This window comes from Lacibacter sp. MH-610 (assembly GCF_045780045.1).
GTDB lineage: Bacteria > Bacteroidota > Bacteroidia > Chitinophagales > Chitinophagaceae > Lacibacter.
The window spans coordinates 3,965,704-3,984,469 of record NZ_CP116002.1 but is presented as its reverse complement, the minus strand read 5'-3'; the positions used below and the strand labels follow the sequence as shown (position 1 = coordinate 3,984,469).

17 protein-coding genes are annotated in these 18,766 nt (G+C 39.3%); 11 read left to right on the top strand and 6 right to left on the bottom strand.

Annotation, left to right across the window (positions count from 1 at the left end; all coding sequences use genetic code 11):
* Nucleotides 1-388: 388 nt before the first annotated feature.
* Nucleotides 389-829: a MarR family winged helix-turn-helix transcriptional regulator gene (locus tag PDL71_RS18160; RefSeq protein ID WP_407523858.1), complete on the bottom strand. Its 441-nt coding sequence runs from the start codon at nucleotides 827-829 to the stop codon at nucleotides 389-391.
* Nucleotides 830-915: 86 nt separating this feature from the next.
* Here PDL71_RS18160 and lepB point away from each other — a divergent pair, with 86 nt between their 5' ends.
* The 9 genes from lepB (at nucleotide 916) to PDL71_RS18115 (ending at nucleotide 9,507) form a co-directional block, all read left to right on the top strand.
* Nucleotides 916-1,632: a signal peptidase I gene (gene lepB / locus PDL71_RS18155; RefSeq protein WP_407523856.1), complete on the top strand. Its 717-nt coding sequence runs from the start codon at nucleotides 916-918 to the stop codon at nucleotides 1,630-1,632.
* Nucleotides 1,633-1,667: 35 nt separating this feature from the next.
* Nucleotides 1,668-2,699, top strand: coding sequence for a radical SAM/SPASM domain-containing protein (locus PDL71_RS18150; protein WP_407523854.1), 1,032 nt, complete (start codon nucleotides 1,668-1,670; stop codon nucleotides 2,697-2,699).
* Between the two features lie 43 nt (nucleotides 2,700-2,742).
* Complete coding sequence (locus PDL71_RS18145) at nucleotides 2,743-3,780, top strand: AI-2E family transporter (RefSeq protein WP_407523852.1); 1,038 nt, start codon at nucleotides 2,743-2,745, stop codon at nucleotides 3,778-3,780.
* Nucleotides 3,781-3,824: 44 nt separating this feature from the next.
* Nucleotides 3,825-5,027, top strand: a complete 1,203-nt coding sequence (locus PDL71_RS18140) for a glycoside hydrolase family 10 protein (protein WP_407523850.1) — start codon at nucleotides 3,825-3,827, stop codon at nucleotides 5,025-5,027.
* A 70-nt stretch (nucleotides 5,028-5,097) separates the two neighbouring features.
* Entirely contained in the window at nucleotides 5,098-5,868 is a 771-nt protein-coding gene (locus PDL71_RS18135) for a hypothetical protein (protein ID WP_407523848.1), read from the top strand.
* A gap of 39 nt (nucleotides 5,869-5,907) precedes the next feature.
* Nucleotides 5,908-6,951: a hypothetical protein gene (locus tag PDL71_RS18130; RefSeq protein ID WP_407523846.1), complete on the top strand. Its 1,044-nt coding sequence runs from the start codon at nucleotides 5,908-5,910 to the stop codon at nucleotides 6,949-6,951.
* 85 nt (nucleotides 6,952-7,036) lie between these two features.
* Nucleotides 7,037-8,089 (top strand): ABC transporter transmembrane domain-containing protein, encoded by a 1,053-nt coding sequence (locus PDL71_RS18125; protein ID WP_407523844.1) that lies wholly within the window; start codon nucleotides 7,037-7,039, stop codon nucleotides 8,087-8,089.
* A 55-nt stretch (nucleotides 8,090-8,144) separates the two neighbouring features.
* Nucleotides 8,145-8,744 (top strand): RNA polymerase sigma factor, encoded by a 600-nt coding sequence (locus PDL71_RS18120; protein ID WP_407523842.1) that lies wholly within the window; start codon nucleotides 8,145-8,147, stop codon nucleotides 8,742-8,744.
* Complete coding sequence (locus PDL71_RS18115) at nucleotides 8,734-9,507, top strand: tetratricopeptide repeat protein (RefSeq protein WP_407523840.1); 774 nt, start codon at nucleotides 8,734-8,736, stop codon at nucleotides 9,505-9,507. Before PDL71_RS18120 ends, PDL71_RS18115 begins: the two co-directional genes overlap by 11 nt.
* A 155-nt stretch (nucleotides 9,508-9,662) precedes the next feature.
* Here PDL71_RS18115 and PDL71_RS18110 read toward each other — a convergent pair whose 3' ends face one another.
* The gene (locus PDL71_RS18110; RefSeq protein WP_407523838.1) at nucleotides 9,663-12,464 is read right to left on the bottom strand and encodes a CHAT domain-containing protein; all 2,802 of its coding nucleotides are present in this window, start codon (nucleotides 12,462-12,464) and stop codon (nucleotides 9,663-9,665) included.
* A 76-nt stretch (nucleotides 12,465-12,540) separates the two neighbouring features.
* On the bottom strand, nucleotides 12,541-13,458 hold the full coding sequence (locus PDL71_RS18105) for a hypothetical protein (protein WP_407523836.1): 918 nt from the start codon (nucleotides 13,456-13,458) through the stop codon (nucleotides 12,541-12,543).
* A 196-nt stretch (nucleotides 13,459-13,654) separates the two neighbouring features.
* Here PDL71_RS18105 and PDL71_RS18100 point away from each other — a divergent pair, with 196 nt between their 5' ends.
* Nucleotides 13,655-14,473, top strand: coding sequence for a hypothetical protein (locus PDL71_RS18100; protein ID WP_407523834.1), 819 nt, complete (start codon nucleotides 13,655-13,657; stop codon nucleotides 14,471-14,473).
* A gap of 148 nt (nucleotides 14,474-14,621) precedes the next feature.
* Entirely contained in the window at nucleotides 14,622-15,341 is a 720-nt protein-coding gene (locus PDL71_RS18095; protein WP_407523832.1) for a TIGR00730 family Rossman fold protein, read from the top strand.
* Between the two features lie 6 nt (nucleotides 15,342-15,347).
* Here PDL71_RS18095 and PDL71_RS18090 read toward each other — a convergent pair whose 3' ends face one another.
* Genes PDL71_RS18090 through PDL71_RS18080 form a run of 3 tightly spaced genes read right to left on the bottom strand, consistent with a single transcriptional unit; the run spans nucleotide 15,348 to nucleotide 18,674 of the window.
* Nucleotides 15,348-16,625 carry a hypothetical protein gene (locus PDL71_RS18090; protein WP_407523830.1) on the bottom strand — a complete coding sequence of 426 codons (1,278 nt, stop codon included), beginning with the start codon at nucleotides 16,623-16,625 and terminating at the stop codon, nucleotides 15,348-15,350.
* An 18-nt stretch (nucleotides 16,626-16,643) separates the two neighbouring features.
* Nucleotides 16,644-17,543 carry a DMT family transporter gene (locus PDL71_RS18085; protein ID WP_407523828.1) on the bottom strand — a complete coding sequence of 300 codons (900 nt, stop codon included), beginning with the start codon at nucleotides 17,541-17,543 and terminating at the stop codon, nucleotides 16,644-16,646.
* 33 nt (nucleotides 17,544-17,576) lie between these two features.
* Nucleotides 17,577-18,674 carry a glycosyltransferase gene (locus tag PDL71_RS18080; protein ID WP_407523826.1) on the bottom strand — a complete coding sequence of 366 codons (1,098 nt, stop codon included), beginning with the start codon at nucleotides 18,672-18,674 and terminating at the stop codon, nucleotides 17,577-17,579.
* Nucleotides 18,675-18,766: the final 92 nt, after the last annotated feature.

The following is an 18,766-nucleotide window of genomic DNA, read 5'->3' as shown; positions in this document are numbered from 1 at the left end:
GGCACATGTCTTTTACCATTTGTTGCTCCTCGTTAAAATCTTCGGGAGTAAAGGTGTCTTGCGGCAGGCTTGCTTTAATCAACCATTCGCCACCTTTCAATGTTTGTGTTTGCGTTGCGGTACTCATAGTGTTTGAGTTTAAGATGTTTATTTTTTTTATATGAACTAAGCTGTTATACTACTATTTAACTGCTGTTGCGTCGCACTCTTGTACGTTCTCTAATTCTATTCACCCACCCCTTTCAATCATCTTTATTTTCTAAGTCTCCTCCACCCCTCCATGGAGGGGAAAAACAAATTGCTTCACACTTCAATTATTAATCTTACTCTCAAGCAAGCAAGGGCTGTGTGTTGGGTTCTCCCCCTTGGGGGGAGTTAGAGGGGGCTTTTACTTCAAATTATCATACACCACCTGCAGCACTTCCTTCGCTATATCCACTTTATCACTACTTACTCCCACCAATGCTTCATTGAGTGTATCGTTGGCTACTTTCATGGTTTTATCATCCAGTTCTTTGCCTGCTTCCGTTAAAAACACCTGGTTGATTCTCCGGTCACTTTTACTGGCAACACGTTTTACCAATTTGAGTTTTTCAAGATTGTCCACCAATCGTGTAATACTGGGTTTATCTCTGAAGGTAGCATTACATAAATCCTGCTGACTCAGCCCATCACTCTTCCACAAGTGATACAACACACTCCATTGCTCCACTGTAATTTCTATCCCTGCCTGTTTAAAATTCTTCTGCAATCTTCGTGCAATAGCTGTACTGGCTTTACCGGTCATAAAGCTGTACAATTCTCCCTTTTTAAATTGGTTGTTTGGCATATAGTTGTTTATGCAACTAAGTAAAAGTAGGGATTCTTTTTTATTTGTCAAGCATTTTTGAAGTTATTTTTATTAAAATTTCTTTTATGAAAAACAAATGGCTTATTGCGCTCATTATTTTCGGTGGTGTGCTCGTACTCGGGTGGATGTTGGTACGTGTAACAGGAGCATTACAGATGTATCGTATTCCTACTCCTTCCAGTGAACCAACAATAAATGTGGGAGATATTGTATTTACTTCTAATTTGAAATGGCCAATACCGGGAAATACTGTAGCATATAAAAATGAATATTCCGAACCGGGAGTTGAGTATCCGAAACCAGGTGAAATTCATTTACACCGGATGGTGGCAGATGAGGGTGATATAATTGAAATGAAGGATGCAGTTCTGTTCTTAAATGGGAAGAATTTTGATGCAGATAAAAACCTGCTTTCCAATTATCTGTCTGATGAAAAAATGAATACAGCTTTGCCTGACAGGCAGGAACTGGAAGCGAAAAATTATTTACGACAGATTGATAACAATCTTTTCGAAGTATTTCTCACATCGAAAGAAGTAAAGCAGTTAAATGAAAAGGGGTTTAAACCTGAAAAAATAATTTATCGTGATAACATTGAAATGATGGGTGCTTTTAGATGGCTGAAAAAGGATACAGTATGGAGCATCGATAACTTTGGTCCTCTCAAAATTCCCAAAGGTCATTTCTTTGTGATGGGTGATAACAGGCATAACTCACTTGATTCCCGTTTTGTGGGTTTTATCAAAAAAGAAAATTTCAGGGGAACTGTATTAAACAAATAGTGCCACCGTATTTCATTCATTTATCTTTGCCACTCATGCCGCAGTTGCACACAAACGATATTCTCAACCTTCTTTCAAAACTCACCTTTCGGCGTGTATGGAACGGCACTAAAGTGTGGAGCAGCTACCAGTTAAGCAAACTCACAGGCAAACCTGTTCAATGGGGCTATCCTGTTTCCATTTCTTTTGAACCAACTACCAGTTGCAACCTCCGCTGTCCTGAATGTCCCAGCGGATTGAGAGAGTTTACACGGCCTACAGGAATGCTCGAAAAAAGTTTTTTTGAAAAAACGATTGATGAGATTCATAAAGAAATTCTTTACCTCATCTTTTACTTTCAGGGTGAGCCTTATCTCAATCCTGAATTTTTAAAAATGGTGCGTTATGCATCCGCCAAAAAAATTTATACGGCTACCTCTACCAATGCACATTACTTAAACGATGCGAAAGCAAAAGAAACCGTAGAAAGCGGTCTCGACCGTTTAATCATTTCCATTGACGGCACTACACAGGAGGTGTATCAACAATACCGTGTGGGCGGACAGTTGAATAAAGTACTGGAAGGTGCCAAGAACATTGTAAGGTGGAAAAAAGAACTCAAGAGTAAAAAACCATTTGTAGTATTTCAGTTCCTGGTGGTGAAGCCCAATGAACATCAGTTGCATGATGTAAAACAACTGGCGAGGGAAATTGGTGTGGATGATGTTTGGTTTAAAACCGCACAGGTGTATGATTATGAAAAAGATCCCAATCAATTAATTCCCTCCATCAGCAAATACAGTCGCTATATAAAGAATGCAAAAGGCGAAACCGTTCCCAAAAATGCGCTCAACAATCATTGCTGGAAATTGTGGCATGCTAATGTAATTACATGGGATGGATTGGTAGTGCCCTGTTGTTTTGATAAAGACGCCATGCACCAGCTCGGCAACTTAAAAACGCAATCGTTCAAAGAAGTGTGGCATAATGATAACTACAAACAGTTTCGCCGTGAGCTTATGAGCAGCCGTAAAAACATAGACATCTGTGCCAACTGCAGCGAAGGCTTAAGTGTGTGGCAGGATTAAAAAAAGCTGCTTACATTTAACAGTACATATCACATTAAACAATATGGCATCCTTCAGCAACCGGCTCAGACAGGTTATTTTATTAGTAGCATTAACAGCCTTGGGCTTATTATTAGTTCGTGAACTGTATATTTTCCTGCCCGGCTTCTTAGGGGCTGTTACTTTATACATACTCAGCAGACGCTGGTACCTGGTACTTACTGAAAAACGAAAATGGAATCAAAATCTCACTGCTACATTTTTTATTCTTTCGTTTCTACTATTGGTAGGATGGCCCATGTATTTTATTATTAACCTGCTCACGCCAAAAATCAATGAAGTGTTCAGCCATTCCCAGGAATTGATACAGGGATTAAATGCAGTATCTGCACAAATCAAGGAATGGACAGGACAGGAAATATTTTCAGCTCAAAATATGAAGGAGTTACAAAAACGTGTTGCCAACTTTTTACCTGCCTTTTTAAACAGCACTGCTATGATCCTGAGCAATCTTATCATGATGCTGTTTGTTTATTTTTTCATGCTTACCAACCATACAAGCATGGAAAAATCATTCGATTATTTTTTACCGTTACGGGAAGAAAGCATTGACATACTCGGTAAAGAAACATTCAGCATGGTTCGTGCCAATGCTATTGGTATTCCTCTTATCTCATTCATACAAGGTGTATTTGCATTGATCGGGTACTGGATTTTTGGAGTGAATGACTTTGTGTTGTGGGGTTTCCTTACGGGTGTGTTTGCATTTTTTCCCATCATCGGAACAACCATCATCTGGCTGCCCATTGTTGTGTATCTTTTTTCACAGGGAAACAGCGGTGCCGGTATTGGTCTTGCTATCTGGAGCTTACTGGTTACGGGTAATGTAGATTACCTGGCAAGGGTAACCTTAATGAAAAAGCTGGGCAATGTACATCCGCTGGTTACGGTACTGGGCGTGATTGTGGGATTGAGTTTGTTTGGTTTCTGGGGTTTTATTTTTGGACCATTGCTCATCAGCTATTTTTTATTATTGTTTAAAATTTATACTTCGGAGTTTGGCCCTATTCATGCGGTTGATAATCCGCATCAGCATGGTTAATACTGTTGTATTTTTTCACGCATTCAATTATCATGGTTTGCTTTATGAAATCTGTTTTATCAATACTGTTGTTGTTTACTGCTGTTTATACTTTGGCACAAACAAAGCCTGAGTTCAGAGCTGCCTGGATTGCTACTGTTGACAATATTGACTGGCCTTCCAAAAAAGGATTACCTGTTGATTCGCAAAAAGCAGAATTCATCCGCATCCTTGATCTACATAAACAAAATGGCCTCAATGCCATTATTATGCAGATCCGTCCGGCAACAGATGCATTCTACCCATCACCCTACGAACCCTGGAGCGAATGGCTGAGTGGAGTGCAGGGCAAGCCACCTTCACCTTATTATGATCCATTACAGTTTATGATTGATGAAACGCATAAGCGTGGTATGGAGTTTCATGCCTGGTGCAATCCTTACCGTGCTGATTTCAGTATTGGTAAAGCATCCATTGCACCATCACACATTACTCGTTTGCATCCGCAATGGTTTCTGGATTATGGAGGTAAAAAATATTTTGACCCGGGTAATAAAGAAGCGCAGGAGTTTGTAGTGGAAGTAATCAAAGATATTACAGAGCGGTATGATGTGGATGCCATTCATTTTGATGATTACTTTTATCCTTATCGTATAGCAGGTAAAGAATTTCCTGATTCAATTTCCTATGCTCAATATGGAAGAGGGATGCAAAAAGATGACTGGCGCAGAAGCAATGTAGATTCTATTATTTATAAATTGTTTACCGTTATTCGTAAAACAAAACCGCATGTGCAATTTGGTATCAGTCCATTTGGTGTATGGCGCAATATTGATAAAGACCCCCGTGGCAGCAACACCAAAGCCGGGCAAACCAACTACGATGATTTGTATGCTGATATTTTATTGTGGTTGCAAAAAGGATGGATTGATTACGTAGCACCGCAACTGTATTGGGAAATGGGGCATAAAGCAGCGCCTTATGAAGTATTAATTGATTGGTGGAGCAAACATACCTATGGCAAGCATTGCTATATCGGTTTGGGTATTTACAGGGCTAATGGAAGAGATGTAGCCTGGAAAGACAGCACCTTATTACCCCGCCAGATTGAGATGCTGCGCAACACACCTAATATGCACGGCATGATCTTCTTCAGTACCAAATCCTTTTTTAACAACCCGAATGGATGGAATGACAGTTTGCGGCTCAATTATTTTAAAGAGCCTGCTCCATTACCTCAAATAAAGTGGTTACCCGTAAAAAAATAAATCCGCAAGCAGCGGTTACATTCTTTTATTGAATGGTTATTGATTTAGGTAACACAACAAATTCAATAAAATGAAAAAAGTAACACTGCTGATTATTATAACAGCATTCACAACGATTAATTCCTACGCTCAACGAGAGTGGAAAAACTGGTATGGTATTACTGTACAGGTTCCTGTAGTAAAAAAATTAGATGTTCAACTTGGTCATACAAGGGCCTATAACCTGAGCGATAAATATCGCAACGAGTTTAATCAAACAGCTTTTCAGTTTCGGTATGATCATAGCAGGCGTTGGGATTTCAGTACCGGTCTTCAGATCATTAAGCCTGTTTCTGCTACAGAAAGTCGGCAGCGTTATTTTATCAGGGCAGCTTACACTACAAGAGTTTTTGATAAACAATTAAACTGGACCAATTCGGTACGGTTAGAGCAAAACTCCAAAAATGAACGACGCTTCCGCCAGCGGATTATTGTAAGTACAAGGTTGGCAACACGCAAACGTCTCGAGTTTTTAAATCTCACACCATCAGTAATGTACACCATGTTTTATAATATTGGCGGCAGCCCTATCCGTTATTATGATGCCAATAGTGTATTGATTGATACCGATACGCCTGATGGTTTTCATCGTGGTCGGTTCACAGTGAATCTCAATTCCAAAATCAATGATTACCTGCGGTTGAATCTTTACTTCATGACGCAGACTGAATTCAACTTCCTCAGCAGCTCAACGAATAAAATGAATGTATATGATCCTGTACGTAAAAGAACATTACGCCCTTTTGACAATTTTAATGTCATTGGCGCTACGCTGAATGTTTCTTTAGAAGAATTATTCTGATTTAAAACATCTTATAAAAAATTTCAAAAAAAGTACATTATGGAAAAGCGGGTTAAAAAAACGTATATCTGCAAAGGGGTAAAAAATTACTCAGTTGATTACAAAAAAGCATTAACGCATTTACCTTTTGCCGGCGATGTGGCACTCTTTGAAGTACTCACCATCGGAAAGCATACACAGGTTCAGAGTGAGCAAATACGAAATGTAAAAATTATTCCTGGTGATGTGATTATGGCTGCTTTTGGTACACGTTATGCCACAGAGCAGTTTGAAGGGTATCTGCCTTCAGAAATTGCAGATGAATATCATATTCTTGGAGCCGGAGGCACAGTTGGAATTCTTCATTCATCGCACAAAAAATTTGAAAAAACAGGTCCTACTGTACTTCGCTTAATCGGCTATGCTGTAGATGGTAATAACAATATCATCAATACCAAAAAAATGTGCGCTCATGAAATGCTTGCTTTTTCAGGTGCCGGGTCTTCACTTACAAAAGTTATCCTTTCAATTGGCTCTTCGATGGATAGCGGCAAAACAACTACAGCTGCACATTTGGTGAACGGGTTTAAAAACACACGCTATAAAACAGCATTTATCAAACTTACCGGTACTGTATTTACAAAAGATAAAGATCTTGCTTATGATATGGGTGCTGATATGGTGGCAGATTTTGGTGATGTAGGCTTCCCTTCTACCTACATGTGTCGTGAAGAAGAGTTACTCAATCTTTATGAAACACTTTTGGCGAAAGTATCAGTATGCTCACCTGATTATGTAGTAATTGAAATCGCTGATGGTATTTTTCAAAGAGAAACGGCGATGCTCTTAACGAATCATAAGTTTATGGCCGGTATTGATGCCGTAATTTTTTCTGCAGGGGACAGTTTAAGTGCTGTTCAGGGCATCAAAACATTACAGGATATGCATATTAACGCTACAGCACTAAGCGGATTATTTACCGCAAGTCCTTTGCTGATGCGTGAAGTAAAGGAACGGGTAAGCTTGCCCATATTTACGATAGAACAACTTTCTGAAGGAGCAGCAATGAATGTGCTTGGCCGCAGTATTTATAAAACAGCCTGATGGCTTTTTAAGAATGTTGTGTGCTTTTTTCTTACCGGGTAACTGCTTGCGGGAGCCCGGTTTTTAATAAAAAATCATTCCTGATATGAAATATTTTCTGACACAGACATTCATACGGCAAAACGCCTTGCTGGCAGGATTTGCTGTAACTACAGGAGTGCTGCACCTGCTCTGTAACCTTGTATTGCTGCTCAGCATCGGATGTTATATTGAATTGCTGTTTCATGCAGGTAGCAGTAAAAGCAGGGCGCTGTTATGGATGGGCATTGATTTACCACAGAACCTGCCCTCATTTTTTACGTTGTTTTTTGGAGCTGCAGTTATTAAATTTTTATGCTCATTTCTTGAAAAATATACTACTTCCAGGGCAGGAATGCTCTATGCTGCAAAGGCACGAAAAGAATATTTTCAATACCTCTTGCACAGTCCCGAAACATTAAAAGTAAAAAGTCCTGCACGGCAGTTGGTTTGGTTTTCATCAGAACTTAAAAGCATGCAACGTTATATGGAAAAAGGCATGATCGGTTTTACAAGGGATATGATTTATTTTTTCTTTTGTTGTTATTTACTGTTACAGTTTCATGTTATACTGGGTGCTGTAATTGCTGCATCTATTCCCTTGCTATGGCTACTGAGTAAGTGGGGACATTACAGGCTTAAAACAGTCATGCAAACCGGGCGTAATGCTATTGCCGGTTTACTGTCATTTATTTCCCGCCGCTTGCATCAAATTGAAAATAAACAGGCAACGACTAATACTTATAAGACAACTACCCGCTTTATACAAAGGCAACAAAAAGCAATTAAGCTTCAGCAAGAGATGCTTACCGGTAAAGCCCTGCTGCATTCGATGGTGCCTGCTGTTCTTTACTGTTTACTGGGGTTATTACTCTTCTTAATTGCCAATCCTGCTTTTATTACTATTTCATCAGCAGATGCGGTAGGTTTTATCCTGTTATTGATCAATTTATTTTCAGTCATTCGCCGGGTTGTAAAGATTGAAAGCATTCGTTTGCCCGGCCGTATAAGCCTGGAAAAGATGGAAAAAGCACACCAGGAACTTTTGCATTGCCCCCCAAACCTTCCTTTTTTCTTTGAAAAAGAGCTGATAACTTCAAAAACAATTACAAATGTTTAACAAATAGGTTACATTATGTGTTTCTGAGGTTACTAATTATAAGCACACACACAACATGGTAAAGATCATTGACACTAACCTGCTTATCAGGCTCAAAGGGAACAATATAAATGAGCCTGTACAGGAACTGTATCGGCTTCATTTTGAATCTGTGGTATATTATCTCAAGGGGTTGGGGTGTACTGAAGAAGATGCACAAGATATTTTCCAGGAAAGTATTTTGATTTTAATTGAACAGGTACAACAGGATAAATTTAAAGGGGATAGTACTATAAAGACCTACCTCACAGGTATTGCCAGGAATCTTTATTTAAATACTATCAGAAGTAAAACAAGGAGGAACAACCGGGAAGAGCTGTATGTACAGGAGAACAGTGATGTGGAGCCGGATGCTCATCACAGGATTTTCAGCCGTGAAAACAGTGAAAAGCTGAATCAACTCTTTGAAGCCATTGGTGATCCCTGCAAAAAAATTTTATCGGGGTACTATTTTCTGAATATGCCCATGAAGCAGTTACTCCTGGTAACCCATTATGATAATGAGCAGGTGTTGCGGAATAAAAAGGCCAAGTGTATGCGCCTCCTTAAAGACCTTATAACAACCAATAAAGAAATTACCGAACTATTTAAAACCTATCTTACTTATGACCGTTAATACACAAGTAGAAATTGCATTGGATGATTTTTTTGCAGGAGTGATTACCCGTGAAAAATTAATGCAAACAATGGTGCTTAATAATATTACAGATGCGGAAGCTGTAATTGTAGAACACCGGCAGGCAGTAGAACTTATACGCCGGTATAATTTATTGCATCAGGTAAGTAATGTACATATTCATTTTGCAAAGACAGCTTATAGTAAGCAACAACAACCTGCCCCAAAAGTAATAAAGATGAGTACCCGGGCTTTTGCTATGCGTATTGCTGCAGGCTTTTTAATTATCTTAACCGGTTATACCCTGTTTCAATACAGCAACAGCAGCAGCAGTAAATTATATGAAACCTTATACAATACTTATGCGGTTACAGAAACAAGAACTAATTTGGGTGAACCTAAAAGTGAAATAGTAGATGCTTATAAAAAAGCTGATTACAAAGCGGTTCTTCTCTTGTTTGATCAATTTGTAAACCCCGGAAACAGAGAATTATTTTTTGCCGGTAACGCTCACCTCGAAGCAGGTGATGTCAATAAGGCAATAGAGTTGTTTCAGTTGATACTGCAACGCAATAAACTGAGCGGCGAACTGCTTTACCAGGATGAAGCAGAATATTACCTGGCCATGGCCTATCTCAAAAACAAAGCGGTACAAAAGGCACTTCCTTTATTGGAGGCAATAGAAGCAGAGCCGGCCCACACCTATCATAATAAAACAGATAAGTTTACATTGTTTAAAATGAAATGGTTAGGGCATAAATAAATAAATGAAAAACCAATAAGTCATTCCAGGCTTAAAGCAGGTATGATTCAGTTTCGAATATTTCTCAGCAGGTTTAAGATCCATATCCTATAATGTACAATCAGGCTTCAGTATAACTGAAGCCTGATGTGCATAATTGAACTACATCATCAATTTTATACAGAAAGATACTTATACACGTACCAATGTAAACCAGCCATTGCAAGGAGAATGAACAATGTATAGGCCCATTTACTTCCATCAGAACTGCTTTTAAACATACTTTCTCCGGAATCAACAGCTCCAATGTAAATAAGATGTGCCCAATAGTCGGGGGTTTTAAAACGGGCATCTATTGTTTCATCCATCAAAAAATCTTTTCGGCCCCTGTGGAGTGCTTCTTCAACTGAAAATCCATTTTTAAGATAGTAATGTGTACGTTGAATAATATATGCAGTGGTCTTGTCTTCAGCTTTCCAAAGGGAACTGATGATGCCGTTGCATCCGCTGTACAAAAAAGCTCTTGAGAGGCTTAAAAGTCCTTCACCGCCTCCATCTGTCCCGGCAGCCGTTTCGCAGGCGCTTAAAATAACAAGCGGTTGATTAGGGAATTTCATACTGTATAATTCATGCAGATAAAGTCTTGATTGATCTGGATTGTTAGCGGCTACAGGAAAGAACTGTATATACGTTTGATCTGTTTTAAGCGAATCTGTTTTGGCAATGGCATGCGTGGCTAAATGAATAATATGCGCAGGCGCCCCTTGCTGCAAAAATGTTTGCTTGGTAGCCTGCGCTCCTTTCATCTTTTTGCCGGACCATACTTCAATTTCAGTATCAGAGTAAGGAAGCGTTTGAAAATTGTTTTTGTTGGCAACAACTGCTTCTTTGTGAAACGGAGCAGCCGCAAATGTATTATCAAGATCATGTTTTACAGTTCTGCCGGAAAACATCGCTGATAGCGAATAATGGTAGGTAATGATTTTAGTGGCAGCAATATAATTTCTTGTATTCTTATCGGTAACGAGTGACTCAAATGGAAGGTAATTAAAGGGGCCGTCCGGTAACACAACCCAGTGTTTATGATCTGTAAAGTCACGGGGCAACGTTTCTGTAAGAAACGTATAAACTGTATGAAGCGGTTCATAGCCTGCAAACCGGAGCCCTTCTTTTGTTTGATACAGGGATTGAGTAGAAAGACGGATGGCATTTAAAACAGAAGAGTCCGGTTGTACGTATTGTAAACTATAATTGTCTTTTGAGGCTGTAAACAGGACCACAGCCGTATCAAGCCAGAGCATTTGCAATACTGCTTTTCCATTGGCCAGCTTTTGCTGTACATCTGTAATCTGTAATGAATCGTTATAGATTTTTGCAGCGTCTGAATAATCAGGATATGCTTCAAACTGCCGGTGCAGACGTGATAATTGAAACCGGATATCTGTGAGTTTTGCCTGGATGATTTTGGCTCCTTCTTCACTTACAGTGGTATTCAGTCTGTTTGTAAAAACGGCCAGTAACTGTTTTAAGTCATATTCTTTTTTTACAAGCGAGTCAGGAATAGTACCGGAAGACTTGGCATTATTTCGGTTCAGGTTCATATACAGTACATTTCCTTTAAAACTTTCAGTAATGAGTAAAAAGGCATTCATATGAACTGCTGCACCTGTCCGTTCAAATAAACGGGCGGCCAATGCTGCTGCTGTTTGATAGTCTTTGCTGTAGTTGGAATTGAAAAAAAGGCTGGCTTCGTCATTATCAAAATCAGATTTTATATAATTGGCTGTCTTTACTGCCAGAAGCCAGGTTTGAAGCGCTGCTTCACCGGATTGTATTGTTCCTGTTTCAAGGTATTGCTGATAGAGGAGTTGTGCTTTTTGCCGAAGCACTTCAAAAAAAGTTACCGGCGAAATAACTTCAGTAAAAGTAGCCGGCAGGTCTGTAGCCCGGGTTGCTTTAAAAGTAAAATGAAGTTCCTGTAGCGCTATATTACACCAACTCACAGCTTCATTGTAGAGTTGTTGTTTTTCGGCGAGTTGCGAACGGTATAAATAACTGTTGGCTTTATCTTTATTTTTATAATAACCCGGCAGGCGCCTGATGAGATGAATGGCAGAATCAAATACCACTTCAGCCTGCGGTAAAAAATTCTTATTCATAAAAACCCTGGCTTTCTCATTAAGCAACCGGGCATAGGTAAGCGTTTCAGAAGGTTGAATCTTGTTAAGGTAAAACAAGCAACTGTCATATAATTTTAAATTATAGTAAGTATGCCCGATGTTTTGTAAAAGCCCTTCAGTTATTTGCTCATAACGCAATAGCTTTAAATATTCATCCAGCGCCAGTCTGAATTCTTTGAGCTTTAAGTAACAGCCAGCAATATTGTTTTTAAAACTTACGTATGCTTCATCATAGGTTTCATCGTATTTATCTAACCCGTTAACTGCTTTTTCAAAATAATCTATTGCTCTGCGGTAGTTAGCTGATTCATAATAAATGATACCAAGTGAATTATAAAGAATCGTAAGATCAGGCAGGTCTGTTACAGAAGCGGTAATTATAGATGCCTGTTCAAACAAATAGCGGGCACTGTCAATTTCGTTTAACGAATACTTGGCTGCACCCATGTACAGTTGAAACTGGTAGATAAATAAACTGTCTTTTGTAAGGGTTGAAAGTTGCAGGCCTTTGTGGTAGTAGGGCATTGCTTCTTTATACTTTTTTTGCCCCTGGTAGATATTGCCGGCCTTTACATAGCTATCCAGCAGGTGGTTTTTATGCTGTGGCTGGTTTTGCAACAATGTAATAACTGTATCAAAGTATTGAATTGCTTTTAATTCTGATGCTGCATCCGGGTCATCGTCCTCATAAATGGCTATCGCCTTTTCATAATAACTTTTATACAACACACTGTTGTGCTGTTGTGAGAGCAATAGGGAAACGCAGATACAAAGGAATGCAGTTTTAAAGAGGCGCATATTGTAAATTACATAAATGCTGTTTAAATACGAATACCCCGCTTGCGGGGTATTCGTACAATAATTGAAAAAATGATTATAATGTATTCACTATAATGAGTATGGGCGGACGCTTCGGTTTTTCGTAGGAACTGTAAGTAGAAAACGAGTATTCAGTTCTTGCATTTACAACAGATTGCTGGCCGCTGCGTTGTGCCAGTTCATTTAATAATTTCTGGGGTATATCACTTCTCCTGTTAAAATAATAAACACGGATATTGATTTTCTGTAAGGCTTTGTTACTGGCATCGTTTAAACGGTAATACATCAGAAAATCTTTTTGAGTACCGTTTACAGGTGTTGAGGATCCAAAAATCCCTGCATTAAAAGATGCTTCGAGGTCTATGGTTCCTGTTTTTTTATCAACCAGTAGTTTGTCCTGTATAATTCCTGCAATGTCATCATTGCCATCATTATCTAAATCTGTTTCATCAAAAACACAGGATTCATCGTCATCGTCATCATCTCCGGAACAAGGTAGTGCCAGGCCTGGTCTTGCATTATACACCGGGAATGAAGTGTCATAAGCGTTGGGTGTGGACTGTAGTACAAAAATCTCATCCCTGTAATCAACACCCGAAATAACCAGTTTAACACTGTCTAACACAATACCTGCATTGTTTATTGCAAAAACTTTGTAGCGTACGCCGCTTTCACTTTTTGTAACATTTATGCGGCCGGTAACGGTATCAAGATTTAACCCCAGTGGAATAGCTTTATACTTTACTGTACCTGCCGGAAAAGAGACAGTATTAACCAATTTGTCTGCGGGCAAGGAATGATTGTAAAACAAAGTATCGCCATACGAAAGGCGGGTGGCGCTTGCTGTTGTGCTGATTCCCTGACCGGAAGTGGGAGGTGTGTTTGTACCAGTATCGGTGCTTACATCCGACTTTTTACAGGCGGAATGGGTAAGGATCGTAACAATGAGCAAAAAATGAAAAAATCTGGGCATATATATGCTTTACTATAAGTGTTCGGAAAAGCTTACAATGTAACCACCAATCACAGAAAAAGTTCATTTCCCTCCTTTCAGGGCCTTAGCATCCACGAAAATAAAGGTTTGTGCAATTTTTCAAAATCGGTTACAAACCTTGGTACTGCGGAAACTAAATAGGGACATTTAACTTATAGATTTTAAAAGTAAAGAAATGAAACACAACATTCAGGACTATATAAAGTCCTCACTTTCAGTAATTTTGCTTGTTTTTACCGCTATTTCATGCGATAAAGCATCTACGGACGAAATGAGCGTTTTAACACCCGAAAATTCATCTGTTGCCACTAATAGTACACTGCCGGGCGAAACCGTTGTTTTGTTAATTGATGAAGAAAGTATTGACAACGGCAATCTTCCGAATAATTTTTCCGAAACCGATGTAAATGACCAGGTTGCTAAAATCGGCCAGCGTCAAACATTACGGTATTTCAGTAATAATGTGGGTAAAACAATCACGCTTTATACCGGTGAAGTGGGAGATGAAGGCTGGTATGCACTTAAAACCATTCCTGCATCCTGGAAAACAGCCGGACCAACCGTCAATGGGACAAGAAATTTTTTGCTTGCCGGTCCCGGTTTAGGTGGTGGCAATGATCCTGAAAAATATCTTGATAAGATTCCGGATGTTACACCTTTAAGGGCTACAGGAATAAAAATGCTCACCGGCAAAACAGTTCTTGCCGTGGTTTATGATAGCGATGTAGCTATAAATTTTGGCCCTTTATATGGTATTTTAAAAGGTGATAATTTAGGAGTAGTTGCTTTTGATGTGCTTGAAACACGTAAACGTACGGATGGTTCCAGTGGATCATTGCCTTCTGTTACTATCAGAATCAGAAGTGTTAGTGAAGTGAGCAGTACAACATTAAAGTTATTTAGTAATGCACCAGTTCCAAGGTCTTCTTCTGAGCCATTTGATATCAATCCACCGGTAACTGTTTCTGCCCCGGTTTTGGTGAATGCCGAATAAGTATGATTTCTTTTGATATGGAAGAGTTGCTGTTTTTAAAAAAACAGCAACTCTTCTTTTTTAAATAGCTCTTAAAATTTAGGGTTATGATTAATGAGCCGGTTCAACTTACCCCTATTCACTTATCTTAGCAGTAAACAGATTGCCCATGAACAACCCCAGTGAAATTAAATTTTTAGAAGGTCCGCAAAGCCGTTGGAAAGAATTCAAATTTGCATGGAAAGTATTGTTTGAGTTTATAAGAGGTTACAGAAGTCTTGCTTTTGTAGGCCCTTGTGTTACCATCTTTGGTTCAGCACGTTTTGGAGAAGATCATGAATACTATAAGCTCACACAAAAAGTAGGTGCAGCCGTTGCAAAACTTGGTTTTACCGTATTAACGGGCGGTGGACCGGGTTTAATGGAAGCAGCTAACCGTGGTGCTAAAGAAGTAAACGGAAGAAGTGTGGGCTGCAATATTGTATTGCCACATGAACAGGAGCCCAATCCCTACCTGGACAGATGGGTAAACATCCGTTACTTTTTTGTACGTAAAACATTGCTCATAAAATATTCTTATGCATTCATCTGTATGCCCGGCGGTTTTGGCACTTTAGATGAACTGTTTGAAAGTATTACCCTTATTCAAACCAAAAAAATAAAAGACTTCCCTGTAATTGTAATGGGTAAAGAATTTCACAAGGAAATTATAGCCCATGTACAATTGATGAAGGAACGTGGTACTATTTCCCCGGAAGATGATCAATTATTTGTTGTAACTGATTCCATTGAGGAAGCAATACAGGTACTCAAAGAAAAAAGTATCGGTCGGTTTAATCTTCGTCCCGAAAAACAAAGACCCTTCCGCTGGCTTTTTGAATGGAGATGAGTTTAATTAATCCTTCTTTAGGCGGAGCCGGTATTGATACACAATGGAAGCATACCCCATCTTTAACCGTGCATCATCATAAAACTTGAGGTTGTTTTGTGATAGAGCATAAGAAAAAGAAAGCCCGTGTTTTTTTGTCAGTAATACATCTATCTGTGCAAACGGATGAAATGCAAGCGGAGTGCCGGCTGTAGAAGGGCCAAACGGATCAAAAATTCCTTTCCTGGCCCAATTAGGCAGATCATTGAAATTTACCTGTCTGAAACTGGTGATATTAAGTTGCACACCGGCACCCACCTGAACATGATTTCCCAGTTTGTATTTTAACGAGGGACTGAACAACAAACTAAAACCCTTCAATTCAATCTCAGCTTTAGTACTGGTGCCATTATTATTCCAGATGCTGGTACCGGTGGTTGAAAAAGGAAATGCCGAAAGTAATACAAGGAACTTGAAATTTTTACCTTTCTCTTCAAACCCAAGCTCAGAACCAATAAAAAATACCGGTCCCGTAGACGTATTGAACGACATATTTTGGTAGAAGGATTGGAAGTCGTTTTTATCAACAGCTTTAAAGCTTGCAAAATTTACACCTGCACCAATGATGAGTTGAGAAGTTTCTGAGCCACGGCCGGTGTACAATGCGTACGGAGTAGTATTGGTATTTATTTCTTTACAGAGTTTGGTTAAGCTGTTATCGTTCCACCCAGTAGTTTCCAATTTAGATTCCAGCTTTTTATTGCCACTCACATAGGGTATGAGTTGATTGAGGTAATAACGATATTCTTTAATGGATGTTTTATTTACGGGATCCAATGAACGCACATAACGAAGGGTAACTATTTCTTTTCCGGGTTCCTGGATAAAATAATTACTGCGATAGGTTTCTTTATAGGAATAAAGACTCAGCTTTTCTCCTTTCCATAAAACACGTACTAATAAACTCTGAATAACAAAAGCTTCCTTGTTCTCTGCTTCTGATACATTGGCAACTCTTGAAAATTCAAGTTCATGGGTGTATTTTTTTGCAGATACCGGAATGAATGTACCTTCTCCATCAATCACCAATTCCTTTAAAGTTTCAAATGGTACCGGTTGCGCATCTTTTTCTTCTTTCCCGGGGAAAATAACTAAATCACGGGGATTCATATGATTTTTTAAACTTTTTACAAATCCTGAAATTGTTTTTCCATCCTTAAGTGTAACGGAGGCAGGCGAAAACTGGGCAAATGAAAAACTGATGGTAAGAAAGAGTTGAATTATTAATAACGAAACTGATTTCATTCTGATGTATTTGAGTGACTAAGATAATTTCTTTTTGTTAACAAGGTACACCCCGGTAAAGATGAGAACTGCAGCAACAATTTTAGAGGCAGTAAGCACTTCACCAAAAACAAGAAATGAAAAGGCAGATGAAAAAATAGGTTGCAGGTATATAAAGGCACCCGTTGCAGAAGCGCTTAAGTGTTGCAAACCATAAACAGTAAATAGATAGGCAAAGAAAGTAGCGCCCAGCACTACAAAGGCTAATGCCAGCCAGGCACCTGTATCAAACAACCCCCAGTTAACAGCCACAAACTGCTGCCAGCAAAAAGGTATAATTAAAATCAACCCAAATGTAAATACCCACCGTATTACCTGCAGGGCGGTGTATTGCTGCATCAACGGTTTTACCAGCAAAAAGTAAAATGCATAGCTTATGGCATTGATCACCACAAGAATATCTCCCCAGAGTAAATTGCTGCCGATAGCAGATGATTCTTTGGAAAGAATCAATAAAACAGAACCACCGATACCCAGCAGCAAACCAGCAAGTTTTAAATGACTTAACCGTTCACTGCCCGTAACAACGGCTGTGATTAATATAAAAACAGGTGTAATTAAAATCAACAATGCAGCGTGCACGGGAGTGGTGAGCGTTAATCCTTTTATGAATAATAATTGGTTAATAGCTACACCTGTTATAGCACAAAGCAGAAAACGGGGAATATCTTTTTTACGGATGCCTGCTTTACCGGGTTTAAACGTAAACAGGAGCCAAAACAAAACCACCGTAACAGCCACACGAATAAAATTTAATCCGAAAGGCGGAATAAGTTTTGGCGAAATCAATTTTACAATACTGAAGTTGATGCCAAACAAAAGATTGGCAGCCAATACAGCCCCGTATGCTTTGATATTTGTTGCAGATGCAGCAGGCACTACATTTAATTTGCCGTAAAAGTAATGGTTTGGTTAGTGTTCTTTAATAGAAGTAAGTAATTCATCAACAACCTCCCGGTATCTTTCAAAATCATGGTTATGAAACGGGAAGCGGTAATCAAATTTTTTTGCAGTTTGCAATACAACTTTTACATCCAGGGTTTCCTGTGAATTGTATGGAAAAATGTGTTGCTCATTCAGGTAATGAGCCAGGTACTCCTGTTCTGTTTGTCCGGGTGTGGGAATGAGTACAGCTTTCTTTTTCAACTTTAATAAATCCATGATGGTGGTATAACCGCTGCGGCACAGTACCAATTTACTTTCCTGTATGAGTTGTTCTAATTGTGTTGCCGGCAAATGATTGTACACCTGTACATGCGCAGGTATTTTCGGTAATTGTGCAGTGCCGGGTAAACCACGTACAATTGCCACTTTTATTTGTAATGCAGCTGTTTGCTCCAATATCTTTTTTTCGAGAAGACTACGTTGTGGTTCCGGGCCTGATAGTAATACAAGCAAATCATAGGTAAGCTGTAAAGCATCATTCTGTTTAAATCGTGAAATTAAACCGATGTATTGCGGCTGCAATAATGCAAACTCAGGATGTGATAATAAACCGGCAGTATTGGGATGATGCGGCAGATCCGGTACCCATACTTTTTGAAAATGCTTCATATAGCGGTGATGAAGCCTTTGTAACAAGTGGTCTAACCATTTGCCTTTGCCACTGCGGATGCTTAATTGATGCGTGATGTAAATGCAAAAAGAAGCTTTGTTCCAAAAGCCCGGCCGGTTATCACTGATGATGATGTCGTACGACTCTTTCTCAAGTAATCCCTTCAGCCAGAGGTGTTCAGCCCGGATGGTTTTAAAAATGCGGGGCAATTGTGCCAGAATGTTGAAGAAAAGAAACCGGTGACCATATTGAATGTTGTAACCCTGCAGTGATTTTATTTCTAATTGCGGAAATTCACGGGCTAAAAGTTGGGCAACGGGCCCATCGGCTGCAATGGTAACATCAGCCCCCCTGGTGAGCAGTTCGCCAATCAGGGGAATGCAGCGGGTAGCATGACCCAGGCCCCAATCCAGTGGTGCAATTAGTACCCGTACACTTTTTCCCTTACCGATCATGAAAAATCACAATATTTCGGGTGGAAAATAGTTATTTTAGAAACTTAAAAGATGCAGAATCCTGTGAACAATCCAAAAAATCTGATTTTGTT

Excerpts from the sequence above, each read along its gene's own strand:
- PDL71_RS18095 (WP_407523832.1), top strand. The coding sequence starts at position 14,622 with ATGAACAACCCCAGTGAAATTAAATTTTTAGAAGGTCCGCAAAGCCGT.
- PDL71_RS18115 (WP_407523840.1), top strand. The coding sequence starts at position 8,734 with ATGACCGTTAATACACAAGTAGAAATTGCATTGGATGATTTTTTTGCA.
- PDL71_RS18110 (WP_407523838.1), bottom strand. The coding sequence starts at position 12,464 with ATGCGCCTCTTTAAAACTGCATTCCTTTGTATCTGCGTTTCCCTATTG.
- PDL71_RS18160 (WP_407523858.1), bottom strand. The coding sequence starts at position 829 with ATGCCAAACAACCAATTTAAAAAGGGAGAATTGTACAGCTTTATGACC.
- PDL71_RS18120 (WP_407523842.1), top strand. The coding sequence starts at position 8,145 with ATGGTAAAGATCATTGACACTAACCTGCTTATCAGGCTCAAAGGGAAC.
- PDL71_RS18140 (WP_407523850.1), top strand. The coding sequence starts at position 3,825 with ATGAAATCTGTTTTATCAATACTGTTGTTGTTTACTGCTGTTTATACT.
- lepB (WP_407523856.1), top strand. The coding sequence starts at position 916 with ATGAAAAACAAATGGCTTATTGCGCTCATTATTTTCGGTGGTGTGCTC.
- PDL71_RS18130 (WP_407523846.1), top strand. The coding sequence starts at position 5,908 with ATGGAAAAGCGGGTTAAAAAAACGTATATCTGCAAAGGGGTAAAAAAT.
- PDL71_RS18090 (WP_407523830.1), bottom strand. The coding sequence starts at position 16,625 with ATGAAATCAGTTTCGTTATTAATAATTCAACTCTTTCTTACCATCAGT.
- PDL71_RS18100 (WP_407523834.1), top strand. The coding sequence starts at position 13,655 with ATGAAACACAACATTCAGGACTATATAAAGTCCTCACTTTCAGTAATT.
- PDL71_RS18080 (WP_407523826.1), bottom strand. The coding sequence starts at position 18,674 with ATGATCGGTAAGGGAAAAAGTGTACGGGTACTAATTGCACCACTGGAT.
- PDL71_RS18150 (WP_407523854.1), top strand. The coding sequence starts at position 1,668 with ATGCCGCAGTTGCACACAAACGATATTCTCAACCTTCTTTCAAAACTC.
- PDL71_RS18125 (WP_407523844.1), top strand. The coding sequence starts at position 7,037 with ATGAAATATTTTCTGACACAGACATTCATACGGCAAAACGCCTTGCTG.
- PDL71_RS18145 (WP_407523852.1), top strand. The coding sequence starts at position 2,743 with ATGGCATCCTTCAGCAACCGGCTCAGACAGGTTATTTTATTAGTAGCA.
- PDL71_RS18135 (WP_407523848.1), top strand. The coding sequence starts at position 5,098 with ATGAAAAAAGTAACACTGCTGATTATTATAACAGCATTCACAACGATT.
- PDL71_RS18105 (WP_407523836.1), bottom strand. The coding sequence starts at position 13,458 with ATGCCCAGATTTTTTCATTTTTTGCTCATTGTTACGATCCTTACCCAT.